This window comes from Ruegeria sp. BHSB064, assembly GCF_059613205.1.
The window spans coordinates 1-20,376 of record NZ_JBXWSB010000026.1 but is presented as its reverse complement, the minus strand read 5'-3'; the positions used below and the strand labels follow the sequence as shown (position 1 = coordinate 20,376).

At 58.0% G+C, this 20,376-nt stretch carries 22 protein-coding genes; 16 read left to right on the top strand and 6 right to left on the bottom strand.

The genetic code is table 11. The features are described 5' to 3' along the window. Positions 1-15: 15 nt before the first annotated feature. Together AC2FNU_RS08695 and AC2FNU_RS08690 are read right to left on the bottom strand one after the other, a co-directional pair. Positions 16-840 carry a ChaN family lipoprotein gene (locus tag AC2FNU_RS08695; protein WP_496787233.1) on the bottom strand — a complete coding sequence of 275 codons (825 nt, stop codon included), beginning with the start codon at positions 838-840 and terminating at the stop codon, positions 16-18. Next, entirely contained in the window at positions 837-1,715 is an 879-nt protein-coding gene (locus tag AC2FNU_RS08690) for an RNA polymerase factor sigma-32 (RefSeq protein ID WP_496787232.1), read from the bottom strand. Before AC2FNU_RS08690 ends, AC2FNU_RS08695 begins: the two co-directional genes overlap by 4 nt. 100 nt (positions 1,716-1,815) lie before the next feature. On the opposite strand from AC2FNU_RS08690, the gene cobU reads away from it, so the two are divergent. From cobU to AC2FNU_RS08670, 4 genes are read left to right on the top strand one after another with little or no spacing between them, the layout of a single operon-like run. Then, positions 1,816-2,337, top strand: coding sequence for a bifunctional adenosylcobinamide kinase/adenosylcobinamide-phosphate guanylyltransferase (cobU, locus tag AC2FNU_RS08685; RefSeq protein WP_496787230.1), 522 nt, complete (start codon positions 1,816-1,818; stop codon positions 2,335-2,337). Continuing rightward, a complete protein-coding gene (locus AC2FNU_RS08680) occupies positions 2,334-2,912 on the top strand; it encodes a histidine phosphatase family protein (RefSeq protein WP_496787229.1) in 579 nt (192 codons plus the stop codon). Before cobU ends, AC2FNU_RS08680 begins: the two co-directional genes overlap by 4 nt. Positions 2,913-2,970: 58 nt before the next feature. Next, positions 2,971-3,855 (top strand): glutathione S-transferase N-terminal domain-containing protein, encoded by an 885-nt coding sequence (locus AC2FNU_RS08675; RefSeq protein ID WP_496787227.1) that lies wholly within the window; start codon positions 2,971-2,973, stop codon positions 3,853-3,855. A 47-nt stretch (positions 3,856-3,902) separates the two neighbouring features. Beyond that, complete coding sequence (locus AC2FNU_RS08670) at positions 3,903-5,417, top strand: YifB family Mg chelatase-like AAA ATPase (RefSeq protein WP_496787226.1); 1,515 nt, start codon at positions 3,903-3,905, stop codon at positions 5,415-5,417. On the opposite strand, the gene gshB is transcribed toward AC2FNU_RS08670, so the two are convergent. The 3 genes from gshB to rsmI form a co-directional block, all read right to left on the bottom strand. Next, positions 5,414-6,346: a glutathione synthase gene (gene gshB / locus AC2FNU_RS08665; RefSeq protein ID WP_496787224.1), complete on the bottom strand. Its 933-nt coding sequence runs from the start codon at positions 6,344-6,346 to the stop codon at positions 5,414-5,416. The two genes, AC2FNU_RS08670 and gshB, sit on opposite strands and share 4 nt — an antisense overlap. A 61-nt stretch (positions 6,347-6,407) precedes the next feature. Continuing rightward, positions 6,408-6,779 (bottom strand): YraN family protein, encoded by a 372-nt coding sequence (locus AC2FNU_RS08660; protein ID WP_496787222.1) that lies wholly within the window; start codon positions 6,777-6,779, stop codon positions 6,408-6,410. A gap of 4 nt (positions 6,780-6,783) precedes the next feature. Next, on the bottom strand, positions 6,784-7,638 hold the full coding sequence (gene rsmI / locus AC2FNU_RS08655; RefSeq protein WP_496787220.1) for a 16S rRNA (cytidine(1402)-2'-O)-methyltransferase: 855 nt from the start codon (positions 7,636-7,638) through the stop codon (positions 6,784-6,786). 88 nt (positions 7,639-7,726) lie between these two features. On the opposite strand from rsmI, the gene AC2FNU_RS08650 reads away from it, so the two are divergent. From AC2FNU_RS08650 to murJ, 3 genes are read left to right on the top strand one after another with little or no spacing between them, the layout of a single operon-like run. Next, entirely contained in the window at positions 7,727-8,899 is a 1,173-nt protein-coding gene (locus AC2FNU_RS08650; RefSeq protein WP_480800846.1) for a penicillin-binding protein activator, read from the top strand. Further along, the gene (locus AC2FNU_RS08645; protein WP_496787219.1) at positions 8,859-11,678 is read left to right on the top strand and encodes a [protein-PII] uridylyltransferase; all 2,820 of its coding nucleotides are present in this window, start codon (positions 8,859-8,861) and stop codon (positions 11,676-11,678) included. Before AC2FNU_RS08650 ends, AC2FNU_RS08645 begins: the two co-directional genes overlap by 41 nt. After that, positions 11,675-13,216, top strand: a complete 1,542-nt coding sequence (gene murJ, locus AC2FNU_RS08640; protein ID WP_496787217.1) for a murein biosynthesis integral membrane protein MurJ — start codon at positions 11,675-11,677, stop codon at positions 13,214-13,216. Before AC2FNU_RS08645 ends, murJ begins: the two co-directional genes overlap by 4 nt. On the opposite strand, the gene AC2FNU_RS08635 is transcribed toward murJ, so the two are convergent. Next, the gene (locus tag AC2FNU_RS08635) at positions 13,217-13,903 is read right to left on the bottom strand and encodes a rhomboid family intramembrane serine protease (protein WP_496787215.1); all 687 of its coding nucleotides are present in this window, start codon (positions 13,901-13,903) and stop codon (positions 13,217-13,219) included. It abuts the gene before it with no gap. Between the two features lie 86 nt (positions 13,904-13,989). Here AC2FNU_RS08635 and trpS point away from each other — a divergent pair, with 86 nt between their 5' ends. The 9 genes from trpS to AC2FNU_RS08590 all read left to right on the top strand — a co-directional run. Further along, positions 13,990-15,018, top strand: coding sequence for a tryptophan--tRNA ligase (trpS, locus tag AC2FNU_RS08630; protein WP_496787213.1), 1,029 nt, complete (start codon positions 13,990-13,992; stop codon positions 15,016-15,018). Between the two features lie 58 nt (positions 15,019-15,076). Continuing rightward, complete coding sequence (locus AC2FNU_RS08625) at positions 15,077-15,940, top strand: branched-chain amino acid aminotransferase (RefSeq protein ID WP_496787212.1); 864 nt, start codon at positions 15,077-15,079, stop codon at positions 15,938-15,940. Positions 15,941-16,017: 77 nt separating this feature from the next. Next, positions 16,018-16,473: a universal stress protein gene (locus AC2FNU_RS08620; protein WP_496787210.1), complete on the top strand. Its 456-nt coding sequence runs from the start codon at positions 16,018-16,020 to the stop codon at positions 16,471-16,473. 9 nt (positions 16,474-16,482) lie between these two features. Beyond that, a complete protein-coding gene (locus AC2FNU_RS08615; RefSeq protein WP_496787208.1) occupies positions 16,483-17,076 on the top strand; it encodes a 2-hydroxychromene-2-carboxylate isomerase in 594 nt (197 codons plus the stop codon). 69 nt (positions 17,077-17,145) lie between these two features. Continuing rightward, positions 17,146-17,709, top strand: coding sequence for a NifU family protein (locus AC2FNU_RS08610; RefSeq protein WP_480800841.1), 564 nt, complete (start codon positions 17,146-17,148; stop codon positions 17,707-17,709). Beyond that, the gene (tsaB, locus tag AC2FNU_RS08605; protein ID WP_496787204.1) at positions 17,699-18,289 is read left to right on the top strand and encodes a tRNA (adenosine(37)-N6)-threonylcarbamoyltransferase complex dimerization subunit type 1 TsaB; all 591 of its coding nucleotides are present in this window, start codon (positions 17,699-17,701) and stop codon (positions 18,287-18,289) included. The genes AC2FNU_RS08610 and tsaB overlap by 11 nt, the downstream gene beginning before the upstream one ends. Before the next feature lie 11 nt (positions 18,290-18,300). Further along, positions 18,301-18,699, top strand: a complete 399-nt coding sequence (locus AC2FNU_RS08600; RefSeq protein WP_496787203.1) for a GNAT family N-acetyltransferase — start codon at positions 18,301-18,303, stop codon at positions 18,697-18,699. Positions 18,700-18,856: 157 nt separating this feature from the next. Then, positions 18,857-19,855 carry a BMP family lipoprotein gene (locus AC2FNU_RS08595; protein ID WP_496787202.1) on the top strand — a complete coding sequence of 333 codons (999 nt, stop codon included), beginning with the start codon at positions 18,857-18,859 and terminating at the stop codon, positions 19,853-19,855. Between the two features lie 88 nt (positions 19,856-19,943). Then, positions 19,944-20,376 (top strand): ATP-binding cassette domain-containing protein (locus AC2FNU_RS08590; RefSeq protein WP_496787200.1); only part of this gene is annotated, 433 nt, incomplete at its 3' end.

Sequence of the window (20,376 nt, the reverse complement as noted above, 5' to 3'; positions counted from 1 at the left end):
AACGAGTACCAGCGATTAATTTTGCACTTGGAACGCTGCACAGGGATCTTCGCGCTCTACTGTTGGGCTGTCGATCACGACGTCGAAGTCACCGTTGATAATCCCATCCTCGGATTGTCCGACTGCAACAACCTTCCACCCCGGCTGAAGGCGCGCAATATAGGTCGGAATTCCGCGGTCCCTGCGCGCATGGCCATTGCCGGTAATCACCGCAACCGGGCCTCCGGTTTCCTCCATCGCACGCACCACTGCGCGGGCAAGCACCGCGTCACGCAAGCGTTGAATTGCAACCATCTGAGGAAGCATTTCAGCAGGCAACGCGTCGCAATGAGCGGCCAGTTGATCCGCCTCTCGCGCTGCCTGTTCATCGGGTGGCAAAGGAACCGTCAAACCAAATCGCGCCGCATCCGCGCCCAAAGCGGTGGCCGCCCCGCGTTCCATCGCAGCGCGTGCGGCAGTCCTTGGCACCATGGCCCCATACACGGGCGCAGTTGAGGCTTGGAAAACAGGATAATACATGCTGAGCGGAGGCCATCCGCTTTCAGCCCATTTCAGGATACGGCCCAACTCTTCCGGGTCCGACGCTGCCTTTTGCGCCAACCGCTGCGCACCTTCTTCAGTGACCATCTCCCATACAACGGCCGAAGGTGAAAAAGCGGACAGCGCTTCGGCCTGAATAGAGTGGTGAGCGGGGTTGTCATGCACCTCGCCCAGGATCAAAACATCGGCACCCCGCATCGCGGCCAATACGTCGTCGGTGAGTAAATCCTCTGCCGCCCCAGATCGCGCTGCGGCGATCATAAAGCCCAGAACACACACAAGAATCGCAAACTTTGTCATGCAATGAAGTGTTGCACCTCGCGCGACTGAGCTTCAAGGTTCTTACGCATTTTTGAAAAGGCCGCAGCCTCTAGCTGGCGCACACGCTCTTTGGACAAACCCAGTTCATCGCCAAGGCTTTCCAGCGTCCTTGCAGGCTCTCGCAACTTGCGCTCGCGCACGATGAACCGTTCGCGATCGTTCAGCGCGTTCATCGCGGTCAGCAGCCACTCGCGCAGTTGCGCGGTGTCATGGCTGTGTTCCACAGCTTCCGCAGCCTGTTCGCGATCGTCCTCTAACGCATCGATCCACTCGCGCCCGTCTTCGTCCGCAGACTGCACGGCGTTCAGCGAAAAATCGGAACCTGAAAGACGCCCCTCCATCATTTCAACATCGCGCAGGGGAACGCCAATTTCGGTGGCAATCATCTGATGCAGCTGGTGGCGATCCAACTCCAGACCTTCGGTCGCCGCCTCGCGCTCCAACCGGGCCTGCACCCGCCGCATATTGAAAAACAAAGACTTTTGGGCTGATGTGGACCCTGTCCGAACCATGGACCAATTGCGCATCACATAGTCCTGAATGCTCGCTTTGATCCACCATACGGCATATGTCGAAAAGCGCACGCCGCGATCAGGATCGAACTTGTCAGCAGCCTTCATAAGTCCCAACCCGGCCTCTTGGATGAGGTCATTCATCGGCGCGCCGTAGCGTTTGAACTTGGCAGCCATCGAAATCGCCAGCCGCATATATGCGGTTATCAACCGATGCAGGGCTTGTTCATCACGCTCATCGCGCCACGCGTAAGCCAGCTTTAGTTCGGTTTCCGCATCCAGCAGCTCAGCCTTCATCGCTTGCCGGGACATCGAAAAGTCTGTCGCGTTATCCAGTGCCATAAACCTCTCCCCTGTTTTGCAGGTGCTGGCCGGGCTTGCTTTGCCGACCTATGACCGATACGCAAAACAGCACTATGTGGATCATCTAAAGGTAAGAATTGTGTCGTCGGATTTAACCTTGGTTCTTGGGGGGGCTGCCTCGGGCAAGTCGGCCTTTGCCGAAGAACTTATTGTTTCAACGGGGAAAAATCGGAGTTACCTTGCGACATCACAAGTGTTTGATGACGAGATGCGCCAAAAAGTTAAGCGCCATCTTTTACAGCGTGGCGACGGCTGGACCACAGTTGAAGAGCCTCTTGATCTGGGGCCGGTTCTGGCCGGCTTGCCGCACGATCAGATTTGCCTGATCGACTGTGCCACCATGTGGCTAAGCAACCATCTTCTGGCAGAATCCGATCTGGACGCGGCACAGACTAACCTGCTGGATGCCCTGAACGCCTGCCCAGCCCAGGTTGTGATTGTCTCGAACGAGGTAGGCCACGGTATCGTCCCGGACAACGCCCTGGCCCGCCAGTTTCGCGAGGCGCAGGGGCGACTGAACATCGCGCTCGCTGCTCAGGCGGATCTGGTCGTACAGGTGACAGCCGGATTACCGTCTGTTTTGAAAGGCCAATTGCCATGACGCGCCTGCATCTTGTCCGTCACGGGCCGACACATGCAAAAACCATGGTGGGCTGGTCTGATCTGCCTGCGGACCTGAGCGATACGGAAGCCCTGAGGCGGCTGAACGATTACTTGCCATCCGAAGCGTTGGTGATCTCGTCCGACCTGTCCCGCGCCGTCGACACAGCATCAGCCATTCAGGGCCCGCGCCATCGGCTGCCTCACAATCCGGACCTTCGGGAAATCAATTTTGGCAGCTGGGAATTACGCGGATTCGCAGATATCGAAGCAGAAGACCCTGAACTGGCCTTCGCATATTGGGATAATCCCGGCGATGTCCGCCCGCCGCAGGGCGAAAGCTGGAACGACGTCCGCACCCGGGTCGATGCCGCGATCGACGCGCTTGTGGCTCAGCACACGGGGCGCGACCTGGTGATCGTCGCGCATTTCGGTGTGATCCTCACGCAAGTGCAGCGCGCTTTGGATCTGGATGGGCAGCAGACCTTTTCGCACCGGATCGACAATCTGTCTGTCACAGACATTACCTTAAGTGCCAACTCATTGTCGGTCGGCAAGATCAATCACCTTCCGTGAACTGACCCCGCACAAATCACTGTTTTACTGAGCAACCCGCCTGCGGCATCGTTCACGCATGACTTATGATTTGTATATCGGTGACCGCCTCTTCTCCAGTTGGTCCATGCGCGGCTGGTTGATGCTCGAGAAATTCAATCTGCCTTATCGCAGCCACATGATCGGCCTGTACTCGGGCAGCATGAAACAAGACATGGAACCGCTGGCCCCGGCCCGTCTGGTTCCCGCCTTGCGCCTGCCAGAGGGAACGGTTGTGGGAGAAAGCCTGGCCATGGCCGAAACGCTGGCCGAGCGTCACCCGGAAGCCGGGCTGTGGCCGTCTGATCCTGCAGCACGAGCCACCGCGCGCTGGCTCAGCGCCGAAATGGTCGCCGGTTTCAGCGCGCTGCGCGGCCAATGCCCGATGCAATTACAGCAAGTGTGGCAAGGGTTTGCCCCGCCCCCCCAGACTTTGGCCGATCTTGAACGGATCGAGACACTCTGGGCGCACGCGCGGCGCATTTCTGGCGCGGAAGAAGGCCCGTTGTTTGGCGCATATTCTCTGGCAGATGTATTCTATACGCCGGTTGCCGCGCGAATCATCGGCTATGGGCTGCCCGTGTCCGAGGCGAATCGGACCTATTGTTTGGACCTCCTGTCGGATCCAGCCGTCAGACAATGGCGCGCAATGGGCATGACAGTTCGATACGACCCATTCCCGTATCCGCAGGAGCTGCCGTCGATGCCTTGGCCGGTCGGCGGGGACTCGAACGCCAAACCGGTGTCAGGCGGTCCTTCCGTCAACGAGGCTTGCCCATACTCCGGCAAACCGGTTGCTGATTTTCTGGAATTGGATGGCCAGCGCTGGGGGTTCTGCAATCCGTTCTGCCGCGACAAAACCGTGGCTGACCCCGGCGCGTGGCCCAAATTTACCGCTTTGCTTGCGGCCGTTAACGACTCTTAAACCCCAATCATGGCAGCAACGTCCTGTTAACCAATATCAGGACTGCCATGGTTGCCCGTGCCCATACCGTCGCCTTTCAAGGGGTCGAAGCCCGCCCAGTCGAAGTGCAATGCGCTGTATCGCCCGGCTTGCCCGCCTTTTCCATCGTGGGCCTGCCGGACAAGGCGGTATCAGAAGCGCGCGACCGGGTCCGCAGCGCACTGAGCGCGATGGCCATCGCCTTGCCCTCAAAGCGGATTACAATCAACCTGTCCCCCGCTGATCTGCCAAAAGAAGGCAGTCACTTCGATCTGCCCATCGCAGTCGCACTACTGTCGGCCTTAGAGATCATTCCAGCCGATGCCGCAGAAAGCACCGTAGCTTTGGGAGAGCTTTCACTCGACGGATCTCTGGTCCCGGTGGTCGGAGCGCTGCCCGCGGCGATGACGGCGGCATCAGATGATCGCATGTTGCTATGCCCCCGCGCCTCCAGCGCCGAGGCGGCGTGGGTCGACGCAACCCAGGTGATCGGCGCGGGGTCTCTGGGCGATGTTGTGCGCCATTTCTCGGGCCAATCCCCCCTGCCAGCCGCCCAGCCCGGCGAAGTGAACCTGACGCCCAGTGCGCGAGACCTGCGCGACGTAAAAGGGCAGGAACGCGCCAAACGCGCCCTGGAAATCGCTGCAGCGGGGCGTCACCATCTGATCATGATCGGAACGCCGGGATCGGGAAAATCCATGCTGGCCGCGCGGCTTCCCGGCATCTTGCCCCCCCTGACCGCAGTTGAAGCTTTGGAAACCTCGATGATCCAGTCCTTGTGCGGTTTGCTGGACGAAGGCGGCATCAATCGCACGCGCCCGTTTCGCGAGCCCCACCATACGGCCTCGATGGCCGCCATTGTCGGGGGCGGCAAGGGAGCGAAACCCGGTGAGATTTCGCTGGCTCATAACGGCGTTTTGTTCATGGATGAATTTCCTGAGTTTCCGCGCACTGTTCTGGAAACCTTGCGCCAGCCCATCGAAACCGGCGAAGTTATGGTGGCGCGTGCCAATGCCCACGTAAAATATCCCTGCCGTTTTATGCTTGTGGCCGCAGCAAACCCCTGCAAATGCGGCTACCTGACAGATCCCTCTCGCGCCTGCTCACGCGCACCGGGCTGTGGCGAGGACTATCTGAACCGCATCTCAGGGCCGTTGATGGACAGGTTCGACCTGAGGATCGAAGTACCGCCGGTGGAATTCACCGATCTCGACTTGCCGCCGTCTGGCGACAGCACTGCCACGGTCGCTGAACGGGTCGAAAATGCCCGCGCCATTCAGGCAAATCGGTTTCAAGACACCCCACATTTGCGCCAAAACGCGGATGCAGAAGGGAAGATTCTGGAAGAGATCGCAACACCTGATGCGGAAGGCAAAGAGCTGTTGCTGAAAGCGGCAGACCGGTTTGGCCTGTCCGCGCGCGCGTTTCACCGCATCCTGCGCGTGGCGCGCACTATCGCTGATCTGGAGGGATCCGCAAACGTCCACAGATCGCACGTAGCCGAGGCGCTGAGCTTTCGCATCAGCGCCCGGGTCATGGCTTAGATCTTGGCTTCGATAGCCTGCCATATTTTTTCGGCAATGTTGACGCCGTCAAAGCGCTCAAGCTCCTGAATGCCGGTGGGTGAGGTCACGTTGATCTCGGTCAGATAGTCGCCAATCACGTCGATCCCGACAAAGATCTGACCTTTTTCTTTCAGCAGGGGGCCGATGGCCGCGCAAATCTCAAGATCTCGCTCTGACAGACCGATCTTTTCCGGACGCCCACCCACATGCATGTTCGATCGTGTCTCGCCAGCAGCAGGAACCCGGTTGATCGCGCCAACGGGCTCACCATCGACCAAAATCACCCGCTTGTCGCCATTGCTGACGTCAGGCAGGAATTTCTGCACAATCAGAGGCTCACGCGAGAACCCGGTGAACAGCTCGTGCAGAGATGTTAGGTTGCGATCATTGGCATCCAGTCGGAAAACGCCTGCGCCGCCATTGCCATAGAGCGGCTTAAGGATGATATCGCCGTGCTTTTCCTTGAACGCTTTGATCGTTTGCAGATCACGCGCAATGGTTGTCGGCGGTGTCAGATCAGCGAAATCCAGCACCAGCAGCTTTTCGGGGTAGTTGCGTACCCAGAACGGGTCATTGACCACCAGCGTCTGACCCTTGAGACGATCCAACAAATGCGTGGACGTGATGTAATGCATGTCAAAAGGAGGGTCCTGCCGCAACCAGACCACATCGAATTCTGCCAGATCCACCTCGCGTTCCGGTCCAAGAACCGCCGGATCGCCGGCGATGCGCTGCACCGTCATGTCATGACCTCGCGCCGTGATGCGGCCTTCCTGATACGCCAGTTGATCCGGCCCGTAGAAAAACAACGAATGCCCGCGCGCCTGCGCCTCTTCCGCCAGCCGGAATGAGCTGTCGGCGTTGATGTCCACGGCCCCGATCGGGTCCATTTGAAAGGCGATTTTCATGGCGTGTCCCTCAGTTTCACGCCAAATACATGGCCCAGCAGGCCTTGGGGTTCAATGGGGCTTAGTTGTGACCAAAGGCGTTTTCGATGATTTGAACTGCGCCAGAGCCATCCACCAGAGCTGCGTCAAAGCGCACTTCGGTGAGTTGCCCGTTTGGTTCATTCTCTAAGAACTGAGCAGCCGAAGCGTAGATTCGATCAATCTGTCGGGGGCTGATCCGGGCCGCTGCCTTGTCGAAACTGCTACTTTTCTTGACTTCGATGAACACAAGCCCCGCGCCGTTGCGCGCGATCAGATCGATTTCACCACCCGCGCCGCGCCAGCGCCGATGCAGAATGGCCATGCCACGGCGTTCATAGTCCAGGGCCACACGTTGCTCTGCTGCCTGTCCGGCATGGTAAGAAACTGAGCCCTGATTTGCCCGCCGACCCATGTCATCATTTTCCCAGCTTCAGAGCTTTCTGATAAATCGGACGGCGCGGCAGGTCGTACATTTTTGAAACAAGATCCGCCGCATCCCGAACCGAGTGGCTTTCCAAAGCTCGCTTCAAAGCCTCTTCTACGTCAGATTCGTTAACGCTTTGCGAATGGCCACGATCCACCAGCACAACAATTTCACCTTTGACTGTCTTGTCTTGGTAATCTTCGGCCAATTCGGTCAGGGTGCCACGGCGGATTTCTTCGAATTTCTTTGTCAGTTCGCGACACAGCGCCGCCTGACGGTCTGCTCCAAGAACCAGCGCCAAATCTGACAGGCTGGCGGAAACACGTTTTGGGGATTCATAAAACACTAAAGTACCAGGAATGTCCTTCAGCGCCTCAATCCGGGCGCGGCGTGCGCCGGACGCATTGGGCAGAAACCCTGCAAAAAAGAATGCGTCTGTCGGAAGGCCGGCCAAGGTCAAAGCCGTCAAAGTTGCCGACGCGCCGGGGGCGCAAGTTACCATGTGCCCGGCTTCAGCCGCCTGCTTTCCCAGATCATAGCCCGGATCCGCGATAAGTGGCATTCCAGCCTCTGAGGCATAGGCAACTGACTGCCCCTGCGCCAGCGCCTCCATGATTTTGGCGCGCGCGCCTGCGCCGCTGTGATCATGGTAGGCATGGATTCGGCGCCCCTCTAGCGGGACGCCGTGAATCTCCATCAAACGGCGCAAACTGCGGGTATCTTCCGCTGCGATCACGTCGGCTGATGCCAGTACATCCAAAGCCCTGAGCGTAATATCGCGCGCAGTTCCAATAGGAGTGGCAACAAAGTACAGGCCCGCAGCCAATCTGATCTTTTGGAAATTCAAAGCTGGACCCTCACAGCGTGACGTTTATTATCGCGGCTCGACAGAACAGAAGCATTCAAGGCCGCCGGATCAGGGAGTTTTCATTTAGATGTTTACCGTTTGCAAGCCCGTTAGCAAGTTGGCGAAAGCTGCTGCTGCCCTGACAACCGCGGCGTTTCTGGCCGCCTGTGAACCGGGTGGCCTTGGGGGTGGACCTTCGATCAATACCTCTGCTCCGGTTCCAGTGGCCTTGCTTGTGCCCAGCGGGTCTGGCCAGTCAGGTGATGCTGCATTGGCGCAAAGCCTGGAAAATGCAGCGCGTCTGGCAATGTCTGATCTACCCAATGTGACCATTGACCTGCGTGTTTACGACACCGCCGGAAACCCGAACACGGCGACTGCGGTGGCCCAGCAAGCCGTTGCGGATGGTGCCAAGATCATCATCGGGCCGGTCTATGCGCAGGCCGCAAATGCCGCCGGACTGGCGGTATTGAACAACAATATCAACGTGCTTTCGTTTTCGAACAACACCAGCATTGCGGGTGGAAACGTCTTTGTTCTTGGCCCCACTTTTGACAACACAGCCAACCGTTTGGTGAGCTATGCGGGCAGTCAGGGCAAGGCCAACACAGTTATTGTGCACAGCAACGACGCAGCAGGCCAGTTGGGCCAAGCCGCAATTGCCAGCGCGCTTGCCAGCAGCCGTGTCAACAACGCCGGCACCGTTGGATATGACCGTTCGCAACAGGGCGTTATCAACTCGGTGCCCTCCATCAAAGCCACGGTTGATTCGACCGGAGCGGACTCGATTTTCCTGACGGCCACAACGGCGGGTGCATTGCCTTTGTTCTCGCAATTGCTGCCTGAGGCTGGAGTGTCGCCCGCGACCACGCAATTTATCGGCCTGACGCGCTGGGATATTCCTCCGCAGACGCTTGAGTTACCGGGGGTGCAAGGGGGATGGTTCGCTCTGCCTGATCCGTCCAAGGCTCAGGCATATCGTCAACGTTATAACGCGACATATGGCGAAGCGCCCCATCCGATCAGCGGGTTGGCCTATGACGGTATCGCAGCCATCGGCGCATTGGTCAGCCAGGGCAAATCCGATGCTCTGACCGCGTCAGCGCTGACACAGAACGCCGGTTTCCAGGGCGTTGGCGGCATTTTCCGCCTGCGTCCAAACGGCACCAACGAACGCGGTCTGGCGGTCGCCACGATCCAGAACAAACAGGTGGTTGTGATTGACCCTGCCCCACAAAGCTTCTCTGGCGCCGGCTTCTGATCAGCCGGGCGTCAGCCCTGTGCCTGAAAGCTCATTAATCTGCCCCGCCGAAGACATCTTCGACAGTGCCAGCGTTCATGACGCGCTGGCGCTGGCGTTTGAGTCCTGCACGGACAACAGCAAAATGCGGGCTGAAACGGTGCGAATTCTGCGCGAAGCACAAAAATCCGGGCGCGCGGCCATCGCCGAAGCCTTTGGCAAACGCCCCTTTGAAGCACGCGCGTTGACGCGGTCGTACACCTATCTCACGGATCAATTGGTCGGTACGGCTATGCAGGTGTCCAGCACACGTCTGCATCCGTTGGCGACCCCCACCCAAGGCGAAAAGATCGCGGTTCTGGCTGTCGGCGGATACGGGCGTGGGGAAATGGCACCAGCGTCGGATGTCGACCTGCTGTTTCTGACCCCCTACAAAATCACAGCCTGGGCTGAGAGCGTCATTGAATCGATGCTCTACATTTTATGGGACTTGCGGCTGAAAGTCGGCCATTCCTCTCGTACGATCAAAGACTGCCTGCGACTGGGCGCCGAGGATTTCACCATCCGTACCGCCATGTTGGAACAACGCTATCTGGCAGGCGACAAGGCGCTGGCGGACGAGCTGGAACAACGCCTGAAGAATGAATTGTTCAAAGGAACCGAACGCGAATTCATCGAAGCCAAGCTGAAAGAACGGGATGAACGCCACCTGAAACAAGGTGAGCGTTACATGGTCGAACCCAATGTGAAAGAAGGCAAAGGCGGCCTGCGTGACCTTCAATCCCTCTACTGGATCGCAAAATATGTCTATGGCGTGCAGGACGTGGCTGAACTTGTTCCTCTGGGTCTGTTTACGCCAGAAGAGTTCGAGACCTTTGTTCAGGCCGAAGAATTCCTGTGGGCCGTGCGATCTCATCTGCATCTGGTAACAGGTAGGGCCACAGAACAGCTGACGTTTGACATGCAGGTCGAAGTGGCCGCGCGCATGGGGTATGAGGATCGCGCCGGGCGACGCGCGGTCGAGGTGTTCATGCAACGCTATTTCCGCGAGGCCACTCGGGTCGGTGAGCTGACGCGGATATTCCTGACCAAGCTGGAAGCGCTGCACATGAAAAGCGCGCCGTTGCTGGAGCGTATTTTCCGCAGAAGCCCAAGGGTCAAGGATGGCTGTAGAGTGGTTCACGGGCGTCTCGACGTAGCCGACCCCGACACGTTCCTGTTGGACAAACTAAACCTTTTGCGTTTGTTCGAAGAAGGGCTGCGGACCGGTATGCTGATCCATCCGGATGCAATGCGGCTTGTCAGCGCCAATCTGCATCTGATCGATGACGAGATGCGCAACGACAAAGAAGCCAAACGCATTTTTCTGGATCTTATGCTGAAACACGGCAATCCGGAACGTGCATTGCGCAGGATGAACGAACTAGGTGTTCTGTCGGCCTTTTTGCCCGAGTTCGAGCACATCGTGGCGATGATGCAGTTCAATATGTATCACAGCTATACGGTGGACGAGCATACCATCCAATGCATCATCAACCTTGCCCAGATCGAGCGCGGTGAACTGGTGGAATCCCTGCCGCTTGCCTCTTCGATCCTTGAGCGCGGGGTCAATCGAAAGGTGCTGTACGTCGCATTGCTGTTGCACGACATCGCCAAAGGCCGCCCCGAGGATCATTCGATTCTGGGCGCACAGATCGCGCGCAAGGTGGCCCCACGATTGGGGCTGAGCAAATCAGAGTCGGAAACGGTTGAATGGCTGGTTCGGTATCACCTGCTGATGTCGGACATGGCGCAAAAACGCGACATCTCGGACCCGCGGACCGTTCGAGATTTTGCCAAGGCCGTTCAAACGGTCAAACGGCTGGATCTGCTGACCGTTCTCACCGTCTGTGACATTCGCGGCGTCGGTCCCAACACCTGGAACAATTGGAAAGCCACGTTGCTGCGCGCCTTACACGCAGAAACCAAGCGTGCGCTGGAAACTGGTATGGAAGACCTCAACCGCGCCAATCGCGGGGCGGAGGCCAAGAAGGCATTGCGCGCGGAATTGGCGGGCTGGTCCAAAACCGACCTCAAAACTGAAACGACGCGTCACTATGATCCGTACTGGCAGGGTCTTAATCTGGCGACGCATGTCGAGTTTGCAGAGATGCTGCACGCACTGGACCAAAGTGGTGATCCGGGCGCGATGGAGATCAGGCTTGAACCTGACGAGGATCGAGACGCAACGCGGGCTTGCTTTGCAATGGGCGACCATCCCGGGATTTTTGCACGTATCGCTGGGGCTCTGGCCCTTGTTGGCGCAAACGTCGTGGATGCCCGCAGTTACACAACGAAAGATGGCTATGTAACAGACGCGTTCTGGATTCAGGACGCCGAAGGACGCCCATTCGAAGCCGCGCGCCTGCCCCGCCTGACGCAGATGATCCACAAGACGCTGCGCGGCGAAGTGGTTGCCAAGGAAGCCCTGAAATCACGCGACAAGATCAAGAAACGCGAACGCGCCTTCAACGTGCCGACCCATATCACTTTCGACAATGATGGGTCTGAAATCTACACGATCATCGAAGTTGACACGCGTGACCGCCCCGGTCTGCTTTATGACCTGACACGGACGTTGGCAGCGGCGAATGTGTACATTGCCAACGCCGTGATTGCGACCTACGGCGAACAGGTGGTGGACGCCTTTTACGTCAAGGACATGTTCGGACTGAAATACCATTCGGAAAGCAAGCAGCGCGGGCTTGAGGCGAAGTTGCGCAAGGCGATCACCGAAGGCGCCGAGCGTGCGGCCTCATGAAGCAAATCCGGTTGATTTCGGGCTTTTTCACGGTCGGCTTCTGGACACTCGCCAGCCGCATTCTGGGGTTTCTGCGGGAAATTCTGTTGACCGCTCTGATCGGTCCCGGGCCGGTTATGGACGCGTTTGTTGCGGCCTTCCGCCTGCCGAACATGTTCCGCCGCTTTTTTGCCGAAGGTGCCTTTAACGCGGCCTTTGTGCCCATGTTCTCAAAGCGGCTGGAAGCGGATGAAAATCCGCAGGGCTTTGCGCAGGATGCCTTCAACCTGTTGGCGCTTGCCGTTCTGGCACTGGTTGGGCTTGCGCTGGTTTTCATGCCCGGTTTGGTGTGGCTGACAGCCGAAGGGTTTTATGGCGACGAGCGCTTCGATCTGGCGGTGGACTATGGGTATGTCGTCTTTCCTTACATCCTGTTCATGTCTCTAGCCGCCCTCTTTTCCGGTGTCCTGAACGCAACCGGTCGGTTCGCGGCCGCAGCTGCCGCACCAGTTTTGTTGAATATCTTTGCCTGCACTGCCCTGATCGCCGGAGCCCTTTCAGGCGGAGAGGTCATCCGGTGGCTGATCTCGGTTATTCCGGTTGCAGGTATCGCTCAATTGGCGCTGGTCTGGGTTGCAACGGAGCGGGCCGGTATCTGCATTCGGCCCGGTCTGCCCAGACTGACGCCCGAGATGCGCAGGATGGTTTGCATCGCGGTCCCTGCCGCTCTGGCGATGGGCGTCACGCAGGTCAATCTGGTGGTCGGGCAATTGGTGGCGTCGAAAACTGAAAAGGCCGTCAGCTGGCTGTTTGCGGCAGATCGGCTGTACCAACTGCCGCTAGGCGTGGTCGGTATCGCCATCGGCATTGTTCTGCTGCCCGACCTGTCGCGGCGACTGCGTGCCGAGGACAAAGAAGGTGCGCGCAACGCGTTTTCCCGCGCTGGAGAGTTCATGTTGCTGCTGACCCTGCCTTCGACCGTGGCGTTTCTGGTCATACCGAACCCGCTGGTCTCGGTGCTGTTCGAACGGGGGCAATTCACCACCGAGGATACCACAGCCACAGCGCGGGCCGTTGCCATCTATGGCATCGGATTACCTGCCTTCATGCTGCAAAAACTGCTGCAACCACTGTATTTCGCACGCGAGAACACGCGTTCTCCGTTTCACTATGCTGTCGTGGCGATGATCGTGAATGCGGCCTTGGCGTTTGGCCTCTTCCCGCTTGTGGGCTGGATCGCACCCGCGATTGCTGCATCAACAGCGGGTTGGGCCATGGTCGTTCTATTGGCATTTGGGGCGCGAAACATGGGAGACGAAGCGCGGTTCGATGACCGGTTCAAACAACGCGCGGGCCGGATCGTGCTGGCCTCGATTGGCATGGGTGCGGTCTTGTATGCGGCGCTTCAAGTGTTTGGATGGACGCTGGTTGTTCCCGGTTGGCGCTACCTTGCGCTGCTTGTCCTGATTATGGTCGCGGCGGCTTCTTACTTTGGTCTGGGTCACCTTTTAGGCGCATTCAAACTGTCTGAGTTCAAACGCGCCCTGCGCCGCTCCTGATCAATCGCGGCGTATGCGCCCGACGATGCGGTCCCAGGCGCCGGGTGCGACAAGGAAAGAGACGCCGAAACCGGTGGCAAACCCGCCCAGATCGGCGACCCATTCCCAATTGCCGCCAAAGATCAGGCCAAACAGAAACTGAATGCCCATGAGAACGGCAATGAGTTGAAATGCCCGCGCCTGATTTGCGCCAACCAAGGATAGTTTGCGCCACAACAACCAGGTAAATGCGCCGATCAGGCCGTAAACCGGTGGAAACCCTCCGATCAGAGGATAACGGGGATCCAGCAGAACGGCATAAGCCAACGCCCCCCCGATACCAGAGACGACAAAGATCAGCAGCATGGGGAAGCCGCCAAATACTTCGCCGACCATCTTGCCCATGGCTAGAACGAAAACACAGACAAATACCGCCTGCGTGAAATTGGCCGAGACAAACGGGTAGGTCACGAACCGGATCACATGTTCAAACGGCCAGCGCCCGTTCAGCACCATCCAGTCGAAGATATCCGCCGAAAACGCATAGTTTTGTATCGCGTCCAGCCGCCAGCCGACCGCTGTTGGCCCTCCGATCAGGCCGCGCGTTCCCAAGGTGAAGGCCAGTTCGATCCCGATGATGAATAGAACCAGCGCCACAACAACGGGCGGCAATGGGTTCACGGCGGGTGTGTAATGCTCACTGCTCATTGGGCGGGCCTTTCGCGGCTGTTGACGTCCCTGTGCCTCATGGGTAAGCGACGGAGGCTGATTTTTCCAGACGGGAGTTCCCTTCGATGACCGAGACCCAGTTCACGCCGCGCGTGTTTTCCGGCATCCAGCCTTCGGGCGGGCTGACCCTGGGCAACTATCTGGGCGCGATGAAGCGCTTTGTGGATATGCAGGGTGCAGATTTCGAAACCATCTATTGCATGGTCGATCTGCACGCGATCACCACATGGCAGGACCCCGCAGCATTGTCTCACAATACCCGTGAGTTGTGCGCAGGTTTTATCGCGGCGGGCATCGACCCCGAACAGTCGATTTTGTTCAACCAAAGCCAGGTGCCCGAACATGCGCAACTGGGCTGGATCTTTAACTGCGTCGCCCGGATGGGGTGGATGCAACGGATGACCCAGTGGAAGGACAAGGCGGGCAAGAACCAGCAGAATGCGTCGCTGGGGCTGTTTGCTTATCCGTCTCTGATGGCGGCCGACATTTTGATCTATCACGCGACCCATGTGCCGGTGGGTGAGGATCAGAAGCAGCATCTGGAGTTGACCCGTGATATCGCCATCAAGTTCAACAACGACTTTGGCGTCGACTTCTTCCCGATCACCGAGCCGGTAATCGAAGGCGCGGCAACCCGCGTCATGAGCTTGCGCGACGGGTCCAAGAAGATGTCGAAATCCGATCCGTCGGACATGAGCCGGATCAACCTGACCGATGATGCCGACGCGATTGCCAAGAAAATCCGCAAGGCCAAGACTGATCCGGACGCGCTGCCGTCGGATGTTGACGGGCTGGAGGATCGCCCCGAGGCTCGTAATCTGGTCAATATCTACGCGGCGTTGAACGATCAAAGTGTCGAACAGGTTCTGGCCGAAGTCGGCGGCAAGCAGTTTGGTGAGTTCAAACCAATGCTGGCCGATCTGGCGGTGGCGAAACTGGCACCGATCTCGACAGAAATGTCTCGTTTGATGGCAGATCAGGGCGAAATTGACCGGATCCTGGCCCGCGGGGCCGAGCGTGCGCGAGAGATCGCTGCTCCGATCCTGCAAAAGACCTACGAAATCGTGGGCATGGTTGGATCGGCATCACGCTGATTGCTCTGGACCTTCTTGTGACGCCCTCCTAGGTTTGCGCAAAGCTTGGGAGGGCATCATGGCAACAGGCAAGAATATCCGCACCTATTTCGAAGGCCAATGGCATGACGGGGATGCACCCATCATGCGTGCCGCCGATCACGGGGCCTGGTTGGGGTCTTCCGTCTTTGATGGCGCTCGATATTTCGAAGGCCTTTCACCCGACTTGCACGCGCATTGTGCCCGGGTAAACCGATCCGCTGAAGCATTGATGCTGACCCCGACCGTTACAGCTGAAGATATGGTGGAACTGGTGCATGAAGGGTTGCAATCCTACGCCGCAGATACCGCTGTCTATATTCGGCCGATGTATTGGGGGATCGACGGCGACCAGACCGCAATTGTCCCACAGGAAAACAGCACGGGCTTTGCCATTTGTCTGGAAGAGATCCCGATGGCACCGGACACCGCCTCGGTCACGTTGACAACCACGCGGTTCCGCCGCCCTGTTTTGGAAAGTGCAGTTGTAAACGCCAAGGCCGGGTGCCTGTACCCCAACAACGCACGCATGTTGCAAGAGGCCCGGTCAAAGGGGTTCTCGAATGCACTGGTCGCTGATGCAATGGGGAACGTGGCTGAAACCGCAACGGCCAACATCTTTATGGTCAAAGACGGTGAGGTCTTCACCCCCGCCCCCAACGGCACGTTTCTGGCGGGGATCACCCGCGCGCGACATATCAAGAACTTGCGCGACGACGGTGTCGCGGTTCACGAAACGGTTTTGAGTTTCGAGGATTTTCACGAGGCAGACGAAGTGTTCATGTCAGGCAACATGAACAAGGTGACACCTGTTACAGCTCTGGACGATACGCAATTTCAAGTTGGCCCTATTGCCCGCCGCGCCCGTGGACTTTACTGGGATTGGGCTGCAAGCGAACGCTAGCATGTCACTTTGAACGTGTCCGAGTTGCCACAGCGCAACCGCTGGGGCATGATCCCTGAAACTTGAAGAGGACACCCATGCGTAAGTTTCTAGTTGTTCTGGATGACAGCCGCGAATGCCTGAACGCCATGCGCTTTGCCGCGATGCGTGCGGCGCATACCGGTGGCGGAGTGACGATCCTTTCGGTGATCCCACCTGACGAGTTCAACCACTGGATCGGTGTCGCCGAAACCATGCGCGAAGAAGCGCGGGAACGTATCCATGCGCATTACGAGGTTTTTGCCAAATGGATGCGTGACAAACAGAATGTGGAACCGGAATTGGCCATCCGCGAAGGCGATCCGGTGGCACAGATCATAGAACATGTTCAATCCGATCCCGAGATCGGTGTGCTTGTACTTGGGGCGGGAACCGACAAAAAAGGGCCTGGCCCGCTGGTGACTCAGTTGACGAAAAACTCGGGCAGCCTTCCGATCCCGATCACCATTGTTCCCGGCGACCTGAGCAAAGAAAAACTGGAAGAAATCACCTGAGGACTGACGATGGCGAAGACGACACAGTTCTGGTTCGAATTCGCCTCGACCTATTCCTATCTCAGCGCAATGCGGATCGAAGCTGCGGCGCAAGCCAAGGGTGTTTCGGTCGAATGGCAGCCTTTTCTGCTTGGCCCGATTTTTGCAGCTCAGGGATGGCAAACGTCTCCGTTTAATCTCTACCCTGCCAAAGGGCGGTACATGTGGCGCGACATGGAGCGTCAGTGTGCGGCACGGGGGTTGCCATTTGTGCGACCTGAGCCCTTTCCGCAGAATTCTCTTTCGGCAGCACGTTTGTCGCTGGCTATTGAAGATCAAAAAGAGCGGGCCGCTTTTGTCAGGTCGGTCTACAGCGCAGAGTTTGGGGCGGGGCGCGATATCTCGGATCAGAACGTGCTGACGGATTGTCTTGTATCTGCGGGCCTGCCAACTGACACCTTGGGCCGTGCGCAAGACCCGGACATCAAGGCTGCGCTGTTTGCGCAATCCAACCGCGCCACAGAGCTTGATCTGTTCGGAGCGCCGAGTTTTCTGGTCGAAACAGAACTATACTGGGGCGATGACCGTCTGGATGAGGCGCTGGAACACGCTGCCTCAATTTAGAACCGTTCCAAATCTTGACTTCCCGCGCCCCTGCGCGCATATCAGAGGCACATCAGACGGAGCTGCCTCATGTTCATCCAGACCGAATCCACCCCAAACCCGGCCACGTTGAAGTTCCTGCCCGGCCAAACGGTGCTTGAGGCTGGAACTGCGGATTTCCCAACGCCAGACGCGGGCGAGAAATCTCCTCTGGCCAAACGGATCTTTGCCGTTAACGGTGTGACCGGCGTGTTCTTTGGCAACGATTTTGTCACTGTCACCAAATCCGATGACGTTCAGTGGGATCACATCAAACCGGCGATCCTGGGTGCGGTGATGGAGCACTACCAATCGGGTCAACCCGTGATGGGCGCAGATGCAACTGCCGCATCGGGCCACGCGGAACACACTGGGGAAGACGCTGAAATCGTCAATCAGATCAAAGACCTGCTGGACAGCCGTGTGCGCCCGGCGGTGGCTCAGGACGGTGGTGACATCACCTTCCACGGTTTTGATCGCGGTATCGTTTACCTGCACATGCAGGGGGCCTGCGCTGGCTGCCCATCTTCGACGCTGACATTGAAAATGGGTATCGAGAACCTGCTGCGTCACTACATCCCCGAAGTGACCGAGGTTCGCCCTGTTGCCGTCTGACCCGACGATCCTGGCATTTGATACATCGGCCGCGCATTGCGCGGCCGCTTTGTTGCGCGGTGGTGAAATCATCACGTCTCGGGCAGAAGCAATGTCACGCGGGCAGGCCGAGCGCCTGATGCCGATGCTCGAAGACGTACTCGCTCAGGGTGGTTGCGCTTGGTCCGATCTTGACGCCATCGGCGTGGGAATCGGCCCGGGTAATTTCACTGGCATTCGAATCTCGGTCTCTGCCGCGCGCGGGCTTGCCCTGGGTCTCGGCATTCCTGCCGTTGGTGTTTCAGGCTTCGATGCTTTGATGGAGCTGGACAGTGCGGATCAGATTCCATGTATACCGGCCCCGCGCGATCAGGTTTATGTTCGGATCTTCGGCGATGATCCAAGCCTGATGCCCAGGGTAGAGGCCGAGGCACTTGGGTCTTTGTTTTCCTGCAATGACCCGGACAAACAAGCCCAAGCCATTGCACGCCTGACGGCTGAACGTTGGCGCGATGTCAGCGCACCACCAGCGCCGCTGTATGTCCGGCCCGCAGATGCGGCCCCGTCGCGTGATGTGCCTCCGGTCTTGTTGGACGAATGACCCCTCACGATATGGCAATAACGCATGCCGCTGCGTTCACGCAGTCGCGCCCGTGGTCCGCCAGCGAATTTGAAAGCCTTCTGGGCAACCCGTTTACGAATTACGTTGGTGATCCGCGCTGCTTTGCCTTGTTTCAGGTGATCGCGGGCGAGGCCGAGCTGCTGACAATTGCGACTCACCCTTCGGTACAACGTCAGGGTCTGGCCCTGAAAACCATGCGCAAATGGCACCATCAGGCCGTGACCATGGAAGCAAGCCGGGCCTTTCTGGACGTCGCAGCTGACAATGTGGCGGCAATCGCCTTGTACGAACGCTGCGGGTATCATCGCTGCGGCGTGCGGCGTGCGTATTATTCGCGCGAAACGGGCATAAAAACCGACGCTCTAGTGATGGAATGTCGCCTGCCCTAAGGGCAAGTGAACATTTTTTGGACCATTTGGTCAGGAATCAATTGACCATGACGGTTGCAAACCCCCTTAATACCCGCCATCACAACAGTTATGCTCGCTAAACGTGGGTAAACGGGACTAATCTGATCCCGTGCCAACATAAAACTGGGAGACCGAAATGACCCTGATGAAATCCTTGATGAGCGCTGCTGCAGCCGTCGCTCTGACTGCAGGTGCCGCTCTGGCTGAACCGGCGCTGATCTTTGATCTGGGCGGCAAATTTGACAAGTCGTTCAACGAAGCGGCCTATAACGGCGCACAGCGTTGGGCAAATGAGACCGGTGGAAAGTACCGTGAGATCGAAATTCAGTCGGAAGCACAGCGTGAGCAGGCCCTGCGCCGCTTTGCTGAATCCGGTGCAAACCCGATCATCACCATGGGCTTTGGCATGGCTGATCCGCTGTCAGCAGTCGCTGGCGATTATCCGGACACCAAGTTCGTTGCCGTTGACGTGAACTGGCTGGATATCCCAAACATCCGTCAAATTGGCTTTGCCGAGCATGAAGGTTCGTACCTGGTTGGCATGATGGCCGCGATGGCGTCGGAAACGGGCACCGTTGGTTTTATTGGCGGCATGGATATTCCGCTGATCCGTCACTTTGGCTGCGGTTACGCGCAGGGTGCCAAGGCTGTGAATCCTGACATCAACATTGTAGCCAACATGACCGGCACCACTCCGGCGGCGTGGAATGATCCTGTGAAAGGATCCGAACTGACCAAGGCACAGATCAGCCAGGGCGCAGACGTGATCTATGCGGCAGCCGGTGGCACAGGCGTTGGCGTTCTGCAAACCGCAGCCGACGAAGGCATCCTGTCAATCGGCGTGGACAGCAACCAGAACCACCTGCATCCGGGCAAAGTTCTGACCTCGATGCTCAAGCGCGTGGATGTTGCCGTTTATGAAGCGATGAAAGCAGGCGACGACGTAGAAACCGGTATCTTCACCATGGGTCTGGCCGAAGACGGTGTTGGCGTTGCGATGGATGAAAACAACGAAGCCCTCGTGTCCGTCCGCATGGCAGACGCTGTGGACGATGCGCGCAGCGCCATCATCAACGGCGACATCAACGTTGTCAGCTACTACGAGAACGACAGCTGCCCGGCACTGCAGTTCTAAAATACATGCGGGGTGGGGGATTTCCTCCGCCCCGCTTTCCACTCTGCCGCGCCGTCCGTGCGGCCCTTTCGGCAATTGAGGACAAGACATGACCGTCCCCGCCATTGAGCTCAAAGGGATTTCCAAAGCCTTTGGGCCGGTTCAGGCCAACAAAGACATCTCCATCAGTGTCGCCCCCGGTACCATACACGGGATCATCGGTGAAAACGGCGCGGGCAAATCCACGCTGATGAGCATCCTTTACGGCTTTTACAAAGCCGACAAAGGTGAGATCTGGATCAACGGATCCAAGACAGACATCCCTGACAGCCAGGCCGCAATCGCTGCGGGAATCGGGATGGTATTCCAGCATTTCAAGCTGGTTGAAAACTTTACCGTTCTGGAAAACATCGTGTTGGGTGCCGAAGATGGCGGGCTGCTTGCCCCGTCTCTGGCAAAGGCGCGTAAAGAGCTGAAAGATCTGGAAGAAGAGTACGAACTTTTCGTCGACCCCGACAAGCGTATCGACGAGATCGGCGTGG